Source organism: Bacteroides sp. NSJ-39 (assembly GCF_014287315.1).
In the GTDB taxonomy this organism is placed as follows: Bacteria; Bacteroidota; Bacteroidia; order Bacteroidales; family Bacteroidaceae; genus Bacteroides; species Bacteroides finegoldii.
On the sequence record NZ_JACOOB010000016.1, the window covers coordinates 24,933 to 39,738 of the forward strand.

Annotated in this window: 9 protein-coding genes; 5 read left to right on the forward strand and 4 right to left on the reverse strand. The window is 44.1% G+C overall.

Annotated features, from left to right (window positions below; translation table 11 throughout):
• The first annotated feature begins 104 nt into the window (after positions 1-104).
• The 5 genes from H8S63_RS15665 to H8S63_RS15685 are packed head-to-tail and all read left to right on the forward strand — an operon-like array spanning position 105 to position 9,557.
• Positions 105-3,161 carry a SusC/RagA family TonB-linked outer membrane protein gene (locus H8S63_RS15665; protein WP_186927326.1) on the forward strand — a complete coding sequence of 1,019 codons (3,057 nt, stop codon included), beginning with the start codon at positions 105-107 and terminating at the stop codon, positions 3,159-3,161.
• 12 nt (positions 3,162-3,173) lie between these two features.
• Entirely contained in the window at positions 3,174-4,565 is a 1,392-nt protein-coding gene (locus tag H8S63_RS15670) for a RagB/SusD family nutrient uptake outer membrane protein (RefSeq protein ID WP_186927327.1), read from the forward strand.
• 26 nt (positions 4,566-4,591) lie between these two features.
• Positions 4,592-5,812, forward strand: a complete 1,221-nt coding sequence (locus H8S63_RS15675) for a DUF4929 family protein (RefSeq protein WP_186927328.1) — start codon at positions 4,592-4,594, stop codon at positions 5,810-5,812.
• Between the two features lie 18 nt (positions 5,813-5,830).
• Entirely contained in the window at positions 5,831-8,677 is a 2,847-nt protein-coding gene (locus H8S63_RS15680; RefSeq protein ID WP_186927329.1) for a pitrilysin family protein, read from the forward strand.
• On the forward strand, positions 8,670-9,557 hold the full coding sequence (locus H8S63_RS15685) for a ChaN family lipoprotein (RefSeq protein ID WP_007756741.1): 888 nt from the start codon (positions 8,670-8,672) through the stop codon (positions 9,555-9,557). The genes H8S63_RS15680 and H8S63_RS15685 overlap by 8 nt, the downstream gene beginning before the upstream one ends.
• Here the strand turns inward: H8S63_RS15685 and H8S63_RS15690 are convergent.
• The 4 genes from H8S63_RS15690 to H8S63_RS15705 all read right to left on the reverse strand — a co-directional run bounded on the left by H8S63_RS15690 (position 9,547) and on the right by H8S63_RS15705 (position 14,773).
• Positions 9,547-10,320: a CPBP family intramembrane glutamic endopeptidase gene (locus H8S63_RS15690; protein ID WP_186927330.1), complete on the reverse strand. Its 774-nt coding sequence runs from the start codon at positions 10,318-10,320 to the stop codon at positions 9,547-9,549. The genes H8S63_RS15685 and H8S63_RS15690 overlap by 11 nt on opposite strands.
• 155 nt (positions 10,321-10,475) lie before the next feature.
• On the reverse strand, positions 10,476-11,444 hold the full coding sequence (locus H8S63_RS15695) for a bifunctional riboflavin kinase/FAD synthetase (protein ID WP_186927331.1): 969 nt from the start codon (positions 11,442-11,444) through the stop codon (positions 10,476-10,478).
• 10 nt (positions 11,445-11,454) lie between these two features.
• Positions 11,455-12,078, reverse strand: coding sequence for an HAD family phosphatase (locus tag H8S63_RS15700; protein WP_186927332.1), 624 nt, complete (start codon positions 12,076-12,078; stop codon positions 11,455-11,457).
• Positions 12,068-14,773, reverse strand: a complete 2,706-nt coding sequence (locus H8S63_RS15705; protein WP_186927333.1) for a calcium-translocating P-type ATPase, PMCA-type — start codon at positions 14,771-14,773, stop codon at positions 12,068-12,070. Before H8S63_RS15705 ends, H8S63_RS15700 begins: the two co-directional genes overlap by 11 nt.
• Between the last annotated feature and the right edge of the window lie 33 nt (positions 14,774-14,806).

Consider the following 14,806-nt stretch of genomic DNA (forward strand, 5'->3'; position numbering starts at 1 on the left):
ATTAATAGGTATAATTATTAAAATAGTTTAATTGTCGTAGGCATTATTTGTCTTTATTAGCTTTTCTTTGTTTTTTTACGCCATATAGTTAAAAGACAAAATGTATGAACTACTATTTAAAGAGACGGATACTGTTTTTAGCTTTTCTCTCATTTTGTGTCATTTTGCAAGCGCAAAGAGAAGAAAAACGAATTTCTGGTCATGTGCGCGATGCGCAGGATCTTCCGTTAGCGGGAGTTAATATTAAGGTAAAAAATACGCCTTATGGAGCTATTTCCAATGAAAAGGGAGAGTATGTGTTGAAGGGACAGTGGGAGCCCGGTGTGAGTATTGAGTTTTCCTTTATCGGTATGAAGCGGAAAGTAGTTACCTATAAAGGACAAACACGGCTGGATGTGACTTTGCTTGATGATGTGAATAATATGGATGAGGTTGTTGTCACAGCCAAAGCTAATATTAATGAGATTGATATTCGTGCCCGCTCCGGAGTGGTGCAAGAGGTGGATATGCGACGCATCAATAGTAAGCCGATGATCGATATGGGGCTGGCATTGCAGGGTTCTGTTCCCGGATTGATTATCCAAAATACCGGGGAACTGGGTTCGACCCCTGAAATCCGTATTCGTGGAAACTCTTCTTTACGTAAAGGGAATACGACGAATGAACCGTTGTATATTATGGACGGTAAGGTCATCAGTCCGGAAACTTTCTACAATCTAAACCCGATGGATATCAAGGAAATAAAGGTGCTGAAGGATGCGGCTGCCTGTGCCTTGTATGGAATCAAGGCTGCCAACGGGGTATTGGAAATCACTTCCCAGCGAGGTGTCAGCGGGCAGACAATGGTTACTTATACGTTGGACATGGGAGTCACGACGCGCGGTCGTCGCGGCGTGTCTATGATGGACTCAGCGGAGAAACTGGAACTGGAACGGCTGCTGCAGAATCCGGAGACTCCGGGATATCGTTACAGTGCTGATTACTACAATAAATACTATGCGGGCGATCCTAACTTGTCGCAACTGATTGCGTCGGGGGAGCAGAAGTTGAACGAATTGAGGAATATCAATACAGATTGGTTCAAAGAGTTGATTCGTAACAATCTGTATCAGAAACATAATGTAAGCATTCGGGGCGGAAGCGAACAGACTACCTATTATATATCCGCCAATTATACCAAGCAAGGAGGACGTTTGCCGGGTAATGACAAGCAGCGTATGAGTTTGCGTATGAATCTGGATCAGAAACTGGGACATATCGGTTACGCTTTGCTGAGTGTGAACGGTGGATATGCGAAGACGAATACCCCGAACGGATCTACTTCCGATCCGACCCAGTTGGTTTATGAGTTGAATCCTTATGAAACGAAAGACGGTGGCGAACTGATTTCTTATCCGGGACGTACTTATAAGGACTTGATGAATCAGTTCAGCCAGGAGAGTGCGGCGAAAACTGCCGGAATCAGTGGTAGCCTGACCTTGAATCCCTTGCCCGGACTGGATATTGCCGCAGTGGCGGGATTGGACTTTCTGTTGGATGAAACGGAACAGTTTACCCCCTCTACTTCTTATTCGGAAATGACAAGTGGTATTCCGGAACTTAAACGGGGTATTTTCGCAAAATCAAAGAATACGACCACGAACATTTCTACTAACATTCGTGCGACTTATAATCATGTATTTGCCGGTAGGCATGACCTTACGTTGGGAGCTAATATGGACTACTACCTCACTCAGTTGGATAATGTGTCCATAACCGGTTATGGCGTGGGAACGATTAATTCGGCTGCTGCCATCAATCACTCCATTCAGGGAACCCGTCAGGCGGAAGTCGGCGCTCTGAAAGATAAAAATGCGCAGTTGGGATTGGGAGCTGTATTAGGTTATACCTTTGATAATATTTACGATTTCTATGCGACTTATAAAGCGGACGCGTCTTCTATCCTGCCTTCGGACAAGCGTTGGAATAGCGCTTGGGCAGTCGGTATCGGTTGGACTCCCAGCTATTACTCTTTCCTGGCAGACAATACTGTCCTGACCCGCTTGAATCTGAAAGCGTCTTACGGATATACAGCCAATCTGAACGGTGTTTCCGTTTCCTCTACGGTAGCTACTTTCGCCTATTCCAATAATGCGTATGAGGATCAGCGTGTTCTGGAGTTGATGGGACTTTATAATAAGGACTTGAAACCGGAACAGACGAAATCCATTGATGCGGGAGTCAGTATTGAGTTGTTCAATCGGGTGACTTTGGAGACAAGCTGGTACAATCGCCGCACGGAACAAGCGTTGCTTGATGTGCCTATTCCTTCTTCCACCGGTTATACCACATTGAAGCGCAATATCGGTATATTGGAAAACCAGGGAATCGAATTCGGACTGAAAGCGAAAGTCCTGGATACAAGAGATTGGATTTTGAATTTAAGATGGAATATGGCGTACAATCGTAACAAGGTAATTGACTTGTATTATGCAGACAAGATATATGCATCTGAGGATGTATTGGTTCCGGATTATGAAGTGGGCAAGTCATACGATATGATCTATGGTCCTCAGTCTTTAGGCATTAATCCTTTGACCGGTTATCCGGTATTTCTGGTGAAAGATAATAAGGAGAAGCAGGCGAGTGAAACATTGACAGTGGATGATGTGGTAGCTTTGGGGCATTCTACACCACCGTATACCGGAAGCTTCGGCCTCTCTCTTTCTTACAAAGCCTTCGACTTGGATGTGGATTTCTATTATGTACACGGCGGCATTCATCAATTCAATTATTCGTATGTGCGTGATAAGGATAATGTGAACCGGAACGCTGTGGCAGGACAGACGGAAAGAATGTGGTTCAAAGCCGGTGATGAAGGGAAAGTATATCCTACTCCTTTTTATACTTCAGCTACTGCGGAAGAGAACCTTACTTTGTATCCCAACTCCTTGACTGTGGGAAAGAGTGATTACCTGAAACTCTCTATGGTTTCTCTGCGATATCGTGTAGACCAACGTTTCTTGCGGAAAACGATACCGTTCGTGAAGTATGCTACTTTTGCTTTTCAAGGTTCCAATCTGTTTACCTGGACTTCATACAAAGAGTCCGACCCGGAAAGCGGCACACTTGCAGGAAGTATGCAGCCTATTTATACATTCAATATGAATCTGACTTTTTAAAGGATAACGATTATGATAAAGAAACTCATTTATATATGTGCCGTCATGGTGGGGAGTCTGTCGGGATTGTCTTCTTGTTCATTGGATATTCCCCCTTCCGATCAGTATTCGGATCCGGATGCTATTGTGGATATTTCAACGGCACGCTCTCTTTTGTCTTCTGTTTATAGTTTGTATCCACATTACGAATATGAACTTTCTATTTTGGGCGATGATTTTTGCCCGACTTCCATTGTGGGAAAAGATATGAGCCTGAAGAACCTTTATGCTTGGCAGGATAATTCTATAACGACTCTTGCCGAAAGTTTGTGGGGAGAGTATTATAACACGATCGCCTCCTGCAACGCTTTATTGGAACGCGTGGATAACATAACGCTGGAGAATGCTTCGGAGGAGAAGGATAAAGCGGCTATCATTAGTGAGGCGAAAGCATTAAAGGCGCTTTGCTATTTCAATCTGTTGAGACTGTTTGCTCCTGCCTATGACAAGAATCCGCAAGCGGACGGGATTGTATTGAAGGATGAACTGGGACTTGCTTTTCCGAAACGTTCTTCCATCGAAACCTGTACGACTACTATCCGTACATTACTGACGGAAGCTGCTGCGGTCGAGAATAATCCGGATAAGAACGGCTGGCTGTCTCAGACTGCGGTTTATTATCTGTTGGCTGAGTTGGAACTGTATGCCGGACAGTATGGGCAAGCCGTAACTTATGCGGAGAAGGTGCTGGAAAAAGCGACGGATGATATGTTCACGGAGAATGGTTACGGAAGACTTTGGGAAACGGCTTCCTGCAAAGAGCGTATATTCGCTTTTTATACATCGAAGAGTTTTTATGCAGGTATTCAGTTTGATGCGACGAACGGTGATTACTTTGCATTGAATCCCGCTATCACTTATGGAGACGATGATATACGTCAAGCTTATAATGTATATCCTTTCGAGATGGATGGAGATACCCGAAATCTGATGGGGAAATATAATAAATGGAATAAGGAATCCAAAAGTATACAGTATATCAACGTGATGCGCTATGCCGGTGCTTACTTTATTGCTGCTGAGGCTTATAGTCGGCAGACCGGGCAAGAAGGCAAGGCGATTGAAAAGATGAATGAATATCTGGAGGCTTGCCAAGCTACTCCTATGGAGGATGATTTGACAGGAACGGATCTGATAGAGGCTATTCATAAAGAAAAACAAAAGGAATTTGCCGGTGAGGGCGTGCTCTACTTCGATTTGAAGCGTTTGCACTCGGGAGGTTTGTCCCGATTGTCGCAGTGGGGAGATAGAGAAGATACCAAAATAAAGGTGGATGATTATCGCTGGTGTTTTCCCATTCCTCGTTCGGAATATAAATATAATGAGAATATAACTCAGAATGAAGGATGGCCTTTGAATAGGTAAAATTGATTCAATAAAAAAGGAAGATTATGAGATATAACTATTATTATCTGTGTTTATACGTCCTTTTCTTGTTGGGATTAGTGACAAGTTGTAGTAACGATATTGATTATACTTACAAAGGAAGTAATTATATACAGATCAGTACGGCGGATGACCCTGCCATAGCGGAAAATGATGATCGTCCTGTTACTGTAGATGTGCTTTTGGCTACTGCTGTAGAAACGGACGCTACAATTCATTTTGAATTGTCGGGCAATGAGGATGGAGTTTTGAATATGGAGAACGATGGGAGTGTGCTGATTAAGGCTGGCGAAAAAAAAGCGAGCTTTAAGATAGCTTCCAATCATAAGAGCTTGTTGAATACTCAAAAGGTACTGACCCTTAAAGTTAAAGACTTTACTGATTCACGTATGCGTGTGTGGAATGAATTAAAATTAATAGCGAAACCTAGTCCGACTTTACCCGAATTGACTGAAGAACAGATAGAGTTGATAGAGGGATATAGAGAAAGATATGGGGTGAATTTAAATCGGTTTATAGGAGAGGTGAAATGTCATGTGACAGTCATATATCCAACAGATGATATTGGAACATTCTATGATGAAGAAACCCGTTCTTTTGAAGGTAAGAGTGTGATTACATTAAGTGATAATGCTACTGCTGAACGACCGATATTGAAGATGATTGATAATCCGTTGGGTCTGACCTCATTCCTGTGGGAGATATTAAAGAAAGAAACGATAGAGGATGATGAGGTTTGGATGGAGCAGCCTTATAATCAGGCAATGGTGAAAGCTATTAATTTCAGTGAAGATGAGGAAGAATTCAAAGTTTTGCTTGATAATATTGAACTGGAGCCGGAAGCGCAATCAATTTCTTTTGTGACGACAGTACAGGATGTTAATGGATATGATTTAAAAAATGTTCCTTTTGAGTATTCATTTACAGCATGGGATAGATGGAAAACTATGGGAGAGCAAGGAAAAACTGTATCTGTGTTGGAAGGTGATAATTGGGTAGAGTATTCGGTTGCTGAACTAATAACAGAGTATGCTATAACTTTGGATCCGATAGCTTATCTTCTTTATTCTTCTATTGATGAAGATGGATGGGAAAATGAACCTTCCGATTTTATTGAACCGAAAGGCTCTTTTAACGAGGATACATTTACTTTCCAATTTTCATGGGATCATTATAATTCAGGTGGTTACACCCAGATCTATGTAACTTATACCTTAAATAAATAACAGACTTATAATTAATTTATGCTACAACAAATTAAAACAAAAGCTATTCTAGTCTTAGCATTTCTTTTAGGAGTAATATCTGTAGATATGCTTGCGCAACAATCCGTTTCAGAGAAGAAGATCGGTTTACCTCCCAACACCGTTGAAGGTGTATTACCGAATGGTTTGCATTATCTGATTCTCCCGAACGGGACACCGGCTCATACGACGGAGTTTCGTCTGGTGATGCGTCTTGGCTCAGCACAGGAGACGGATAAGCAAAAGGGAGCTGCCCATTTTTTGGAACACATGTCTTTTGCCGGTAGCAAACACTTTCCCGGACGCGGCATGGTGGACTATTTGGAAAGTCTAGGAATGAAGTTTGGGCGGGATATCAATGCTGTGACCGGCTATGACCGTACTATTTTCATGCTGACAGTGCCGATGGATAAGACTGATTCTGCCGTAAGTGATAAAGTTCTGTTGATACTGAAAGATTGGTTGGACGGACTCTCCTTTGAGGAAGAACGGACGAAGAAAGAACGCGGAGTGATTTTGGAAGAGTTGCGCGGCTATGACATAGGAGATGACTTTTATAGCTTGAAGATCGGTCAAAACCGTTTTACCGACCGTATGCCGTTGGGCAGTTCGGAGGATATCCGTAGTATTGACCGTAAAACACTGATTGAGTTTTATCAGCAATGGTACTCTCCACAAATGGCCACTGTTGTGGTGGTAGGGGATGTAGATCCGGTTTCCATAGAGAAGAAGATCAAAGAAATGTTCGCTTCCATTCCCCGTAAGAAGGTGAAAGGGTATCGTGTTTATCCTCTCACTTATGAAAAAGGAATAGCTCTTCATGAGATAGGAGATGATCTCAAACGCAGTTCTGAACTGGAGTTGATGATCCCTCATCCTTGCGTAGTGGGAAATACAGTTGGAACCATCTACCGTAAAGAGCTTGGTTCTTTGTTGGTACGGGCTATTACTAACCGTTTGCAAGCTCGGCAGATTCGTAGTAATGTATCCGATGCCTGGTTCCTTTCCGATAAGAATCATTTTGTGTTTACTTTCTCCGGAACGGATAAATCCGGTCTTTTGCAGCAAGTATCCGATTTGTCTAACGAGCTGGAATGTATCTTGAAGAACGGCTTTACACCGGAAGAGCTGGATGATGCTATCAAAGAACTTTCCAGAACATTGAAGGTGGACTGTTCTGCACAGTTGTCCGGCAAGTGGTGTGATGATTTTGTAGATTACGTTATATCCGGCGACCGCTATATACAGTCGGAGGAGGAGATGCGCCAATTGCTTGAAAAGATCCGGTCGACTGACAGTGCAACTTTGCAGAAACTATTGCAGGAATGGCTTTCCTACAAAGAGCAGGCTTTGCTGGTTGCCTATCGCAATAATACGGGTAAACAGAACTCTATTCAGAAAGAAGACATACTACGTGCATGGGAAAAAGGAATCCGGAGTCCGTTGAAAGAGTTTGTCTACGTACCCAAAGAGGTGAAGGAAGAGACGATAACGGCACCTGTATGTCTGACCAAAAGCCACGTGTTTGATGCTTCTGATATTGTCAGTGAGAAGAAATATCCGGAGATGAATTTGACGGAAGTCTTTTTGAAGAACGGGCTGCGCTTTCTGCTCCGTCCTACGGATGATGAGAATCAGTCTCTCTTTGTGACCGCTTTCGGTAGGGGAGGTGTTGGAGATTTGTCGGATGAGGATTATCCGCTTTACGAAGGAACGGGTGGCTATATGGAAATGGGAGGAATAGCATGTGTGCCTTATGATACCCTGTCTTCTTATATGCAACAAGAAGAAATATCCATGAACCTTGCCATCAGTAACTTCTGGCATGATATAATGGGAATGGCACCTGCCGACAAAGCGCAAGAATTGTTTAACCTGATGTATGAGAAGATTTATCGTCCGGAACTTTGTTATAAAGACTTCGATGAAATCCGGCAGGACGAGATAGAACGTTTGGGAAAGGAAACGGTACTTGAGCAGATGATGAAACGTGCTTCAGACCGTGCGTTGACGAATCGTCTGGATTCGCTGATGGGGAATATGGTTTCTCGCCCGGTGTTGACAAAGAAAGATTTAGAGTCGCTTAATCTGGATAAGATTGCTGCCTATTACCGTTCTTTATATGCCAATCCCTCGCAAACGGTGTTCGTCGTGACCGGTAAGTTTGATACGGACAGCATTAAGAAGTTGCTGACCGCTACTTTTGCCCGTATGGAAAAAGTAGAGACGGGATTGTCCTTTTCTGACAAACCATTCAAGTTGCCCGGAAAAACGTATGTCGAAGCATTCCCGAATGAAAATGATACGCAGACTATATTCGATTATGTATTCTGTGGCAATTACCAGCCCTCTTTGAGGAATAGTCTTACACTGAAGCTGATGCGTGATATTTTGCAGAACCGTGTGTTGAGTATATTGCGCGAACGGGAAAATATCGTTTATTCTCCGTATGCTTCTTTGTTTTATAATGGACTGCCGCAGCAGGTGTTTTATTTTGATTTGTCCGCTTCCGTTGATTGGGGCAATACGAAAAAAGTGGAAGGATTGATAAAAGAAATCATTCATGAACTCCGTACTCATAAAGTGTCGGAAGAGGAACTGGATGCAATGAAAAAATCGTTCTTGCTGACAAAACAAAAGGTCCTTTCAAACGAGGCGTCTGCGGAATGGCGTACCAATCTGGTGAATTTGCTGAAGAACGGAGAGACGATAGACGACTTTGAACAGTACGAAAAATGCCTGTCTTCTATTTCCACCACGGATATTCGGAAAGCATTCAAGGAATTGGTGAACCCTGACAAGTTTGTATTATTATATATTGGAAAACATCAGAAATACAATGAATAAACTATTTTCTAAAAAAGTATGTGTGTTGTTACTCCTATGTTTGGTAGGAGTGACAGCCTTTGCCCAAAAAGGCTATAAGAAAGCGTATACCTTGTTTGATGCGAACGGCAAGGAGATTGGATATGACGAACTGGTTGCTGCGTTGGCGCAGCCGGACGTCGTGTTTATCGGTGAGATTCATAATTGCTGCATTACTCATTGGCTGGAGTACGAGCTTGCCCGTTCTTTGTATGCCATTCATAAGGATAAACTGATGATGGGGGCGGAAATGCTGGAGGCCGACAATCAACTGATTCTGGATGAATATATGAATCGGCAGATCTCTTATGACCGTTTTGAAGCGGAAGCGCGTTTGTGGGACAATTATAGTACGGATTATGCTCCGTTTGTGTTCTTTGCTAAGGAGAACCGTATCCCGTTCATTGCGACCAATGTTCCCCGTCGCTATGCAAACGTGGTGAAAGACAGGGGATTGCAGTATTTGGACTCATTGTCCGATGAGGCTAAACGCTATTTGCCGCCTCTTCCGGTATCGTTCACATATAAAGAAGAGGAACAGGGAGCCTTCGCATTGATGCACATGATGGGGAAAAGCAAGGGGAATGCGGAATATCTGGCACAGGCGCAGGCCATCAAAGACGCTACGATGGGATGGTTTATTGCCCGTAATATGAAAAGCAAGTTCCTTCATTTCAATGGAAACTACCATTCGGACTTTCAAGGCGGAATCATTCCGTATCTGCTTCAATATCGTCCGGGAACGACGATAAAGACCGTTTGTTCGGTGCGCCAGGAGAGTATCGGACAATTGGATGAAGAGAATAAAGGAAGAGCGGATTTCTATATTTGTGTTCCGGAAGATATGACCTCTACTTATTAGAGGTCATGCGCTGCATATATAGGATGGTTGCTATGAATATGAGACAGACTCCTGCAAGAACGTAAATATATAAATTGCCGTTTATCAGGTCGTCCATATTCTCAGCTTCCGGAAACTTGATACTGAGATATACCGACAACGAATTATTCAGTATATGCATAAGTATGCAGGGGATTAAGCTGCCGGTTTTGTAGAATGTCCATGCCAGCAGGATGCCGATTAAGAATGCCGGAAGTATCTGGGCTGGATTGATATGAAAGACACCGAATAGGAATGCTGCAATGAGAATTGCTTTTGCCGGACTGTATTGCTGTAACAATGCTTTGGTGATTGCGCCGCGAAACAATAACTCTTCGAGTACAGGACCTATGATGGATATGGCGAGAATACCTCCCCATCCGGATTGGAGAATATCGAAAGACTGTTCCATGATATTAGGAATCCAATCCAGCAGCCCCGTCAATGCGGATACTGCAAATCCGGCCGTGAGAATGGCCAATGCGCTGCATGACAGATAGCCCGCTGATACGGGAGACCATGTAGCTTTTTGCGTACTGATATAACCGGCTTTCCATAAATAAATACCCATCATCACTTGTCCCGCCAATTGTGCCGGAATCATAATCGCTTGCGTCAGTATACCTTTATCCAGATTCCCGGTAGTGACCAATAAATAGATGGTATAGGGAATCATTACCAGAATAGGGGCAGCGATCTGCGCGATGACAAGGTCTATTAATATTAATTTGATAGCCGTCTTCATACCACTTTATGTCTTATCGGGTTGTGAAGAAACTGCATATAAACATGGCTAGCATTGATATTGCTATTACCACCAGGGAGATACTCATGAATGTCTTTTGCATACGAATCTGCTTTTAAAGTTATTACTCAGTTATATGTTATTTAGTTCGGTCGTTATTTTGATTGCTCTGCTTGTTTGCCAAGAAGGATTGTTTCCGTCTCTTCGGCGTCTTTATGCAATTGCACTATCAGCTCGTCAATGTCGGCGAATTTCAGTTCGGGGCGTGTCCGTTTGACAAACGTAAGCCGGATAAACTTGTCATATATGTTAGAATGGAAGTGAAGGATATTCACCTCGATTGTACGGTTAGGACCGTTGTCAATAGTCGGGCGGACACCGATGTTCAGCATTCCCATATAGGTTTGTCCGTCGAATGTGACCCATACGGCATAAACTCCGTCTGCGGGAATCAGTTTATCCGGATCGTCTACACTTAAATTAGCGGTAGGAAAACCTATTTTCCGGCCTACTTGATAACCGCCTACTACTGTTCCGTCCAGAAAGTATTCGTATCCCAGACAAAGAGCGGCCTGTTCCACCTCTCCTTCATGCAGAAGTTTGCGGATCAGGGAGGAGCTGATCGGGGTATTCTGATGTTCTCCTGTCTTTATATTATTGGTATAGGCGTGAGCACGAATCACTTCTATGCCTATTTCCTTACCGTAACGTACGTAATCCTCGAAACCTTCACTGCGGTTGTGACCGAAACGGTGATCGTAACCGATGACTAAGCATTTTACCTGATAGCGTTCTTTCAGCACTTGAGTCATAAACTCGCGGGCTGTCAGCCGGGAAATCTCAGGAGTAAAGTTAAGCATGAGACAATAATCTACTCCGATGTCATCCAGCAGTCTTATTTTCTCTTCCGGAGTAGTCAGTAACTCAGGACGATAATCGGCGTTCATCACCTTGCGGGGATGTACCGGAAAAGTCACTAATGCAGAACGTAAACCTTTGGCGGCCGCTATCTCTTTCACTTGTCGGATCAGATAGCGATGTCCCGTATGCACTCCATCGAAGAAGCCGATGGTAGCTATGGAGGGTTCCGGGCGAAGAGTCGATATGTCACGTATAATCTGCATCTCTACGAATTTACTTGTTCTTAAAAAGGTGGCTCCAGTCTTCTCCGGCTTTTGGGGTATAAGTCGAGATTCCGAGTTCTCGGGCTGCTTTGCAATTTATCTCAGAATCGTCAATGAAAAACGTTTCCTGCGGTTCGATACCTGCATCTTCGATGACTGCTTTAAAAATTTCGGGCTCCGGCTTTACCAGGTGCATCTCGTATGAGAGGTATGTTTTTTCAAAATAGTCCTCTGCTTTGAACGTACGGTATGGGAACGCATTCTCGCAAGCCCATTTCCAATGAATCTCATTCGTATTGCTAAGCAGGTAGACTACATATTTTTCACGCAATTTCAAAAGTAAGTCAAGCTTGTATGTGGGGATGTCTATCAGGAAACTGTTCCAAGCCTCATCGATTTGTTTGTCGCTGACTGCTTTACCGATCATTTCCCGCATCCCGTTCCTAAACTCTGCGGAAGTAATCAAGCCTTTTTCCTGTTGCATGAAGATACCGTTCAACTGTTGGATATTCAAACGTTCTTCTACATCCGTGAACCCTAATTTCTTAAAGTTCTCCATACATCGTTGGCGGTCGAGATTGATAAGTACACCGCCCAAATCAATAAGAAGGTTTTTGATCCCTTTATTTTTCATTTCTTTCTTTTTTGTGAATCATACGTTGAACAAGGCGAATAAGTTCTCCAACCCATAACACCATGGACGAAACGCCTATAATAAGAAGCCACGTCTGCCAGTCAAGCGGTTCTGTGCGGAATACAGCTCCACCGAACTGTACGATCAGGAACTGTCCGACTAGGATGGCCAATACAATTAACTCCATCCCATACGATTTGGAAAGGCCTTTGAATGCCGAATCGGTAGTACCGAATACACGGGCATTGAACAGGTTCCAGAATTGCAGCATGACAAAGAAGGTAAAGAAAACGGTGAGATTGTGTATATCCATACCTTGTGTGCTGTGGTCGAAATAGTAGATCATTCCGAGCAGTATGATAAGGAAGACAGAACCTACACCTATTATATTAGACCGCATCGCTTTACTGATAATAAAGTCAGTGCTACGGCGGGGCTTTTCAAGCATAACGGTTTCACTTGGCGGAATAGAAGCCAAAGCTAGAGCGGCAAAAGTGTCCATGATCAGATTTACCCATAACATCTGTGTTACGGTCAACGGCAGTTCCGTGCCTATCACCGAACCGAGCAGGACAATCAATAGCGCGACAAAATTGATAGTCAACTGGAATACGATGAAACGCTGGATGTTCTTATACAGTGAACGTCCCCACATCACGGCAGTTCCGATACTGTTGAATGAATCATCGAGAAGGGTAATGTCGCTGGCCTCTTTGGCAACGGAAGTGCCTGTTCCCATTGACAGGCCTACTTGGGCATGATTCAAAGCCGGAGCGTCATTGGTTCCGTCGCCGGTCACGGCTACTACCGCCCCTTTCTGTTGGAGCAATTGCACCAGACGTTGTTTATCCGTAGGACGGGCACGGGACATGATTTTAAGATCCATCACACGGTCCAATGCTTCCTCATCACTCAACTCGGAGAAAGCAACTCCGGTGATGCGATTCCGCTCCGTATCCGTTTCCGGATTCCAAAGACCGATCTGACGTGCGATTTCCGTAGCGGTTCCCGGAGTATCACCGGTCACAATCTTGATTCCTATACCTGCTGACTGACATTTGGCAACTGCGACCGGCACATCCGGACGAATCGGGTCGGAGATGGCTACGATACCTAAGAAGTTTAGGTCGTTGGCCGATACCAATGCCGTGCAATCGTCCGGTTCATTCTCTCCTACAATCTTGAAGGCGAATCCCAATGTGCGCATGGCCATGTTCTGGTAGTTCAGCAGTTGTGCTTCAACTGTCGGACGATATTCGGTAGCGTCTACCTGCTGTCCGTCCAACATGACTTTTTTGCACTTTCCGAGCACTATCTCAGGAGCACCTTTTATATAGAGAATTTTCTTTCCCAGCAAGGCCGACTCTACAAGCGTTGCCATAAACTTCCGTTCTGTGGAGAAAGTCAGCTGATCGAGGATCTGTGCGTTTTCGCGGAGTTTCAGATAATTCCTTCCTTGACTATTGAGCCATAGCAATAGTGCTACTTCGGTGGGATTTCCCACACCTTTCGGCTTTTCACCGGTGTCGGTCTCTTCAAGAAAAGCAGTAGAATTGGCGCTGATACCTTCGGTGATAAGTTTGCTGATATCGTCGTCGGATAATTCGTTGCCGTTCTTTAAACCATAGAAGTTGGGCTCGTGCACTTGCATCAGGTTTTGCGTCAGTGTACCCGTCTTGTCCGTACATATCACAGTGATAGCTCCCATTGTTTCGCAAGCGTGCATCTTTCGTACGAGGTTGTTGGTGGCAAGCATACGGCGCATATTCAGTGCCAGACTGAGTGTGACACTCATTGGTAGCCCTTCGGGAACGGCTACTACTATTAAGGTGACAGCCATCATGAAATATTTGAGAGTCCGTTCAAAAACCGGTAACCATTCATGCCAGCCGTTCAATGCTCCGAAGTCGAAGTAGAACAATACGTCTTTGACAAAGAAAATAAGGAAAGCGAGACCGGCAACGGTAAAACCAATCTTTCCGATCAGGTTGGCGAGTCTGGTCAGCTGTATGTTTAACGGAGTCGGTTCGAGGCTCTCTTCGGTACTTTGACGGGCTACCTTTCCAATCTCAGTCGCATCACCTACTTGGAGAACGCGCATCGTGCCGTGACCGTCAACTACGGTAGTTCCTCGCATTACCAGGTTGGAGGCGTATGTCGCTTCTTCATCGAAGTCCTCTTTTACGGTTGTTTTGTTGATAACAGGTTCTCCCGTCAGATTCGATTCATTTACTTGCAGAGAAATGGCTTCGAGCAGCTCTCCATCGGCAGGAATCTCTTCGCCGGTTTCCAGAATAACGATATCGCCGACTACGATATCTTTGCGCGGAATTTCCTGTACACGACCGTTTCGGATGACTTTAACTAAAGTCTCTTCATTGACCGCATTCAGTAAGTCGAATTTCTTGTTCGCATCATATTCGAAGAAGAAACCAATTCCGGTGGCGAGCAAGATAGCGGCTATAATTCCGATCGTTTCGGCATATTCATTCTCGATGATAGAAATTATTAACGAAAATACGGCTGCTACCAACAGTACGCGTACAACGGGGTCTTCAAATTTCTCTAAATATAGCCTCCACAGAGAGGGACGCTTGGGGGGTGTCAGCAGGTTGGCGCCATTCTTTTCCCTGCTTTGCAGGACCTCATTATCGGTAAGTCCTATGTGATAAATGTCATTTTTATTTGTACTCATGCGGATACATGCGTTTAGTTTGAGTTGCAAAAG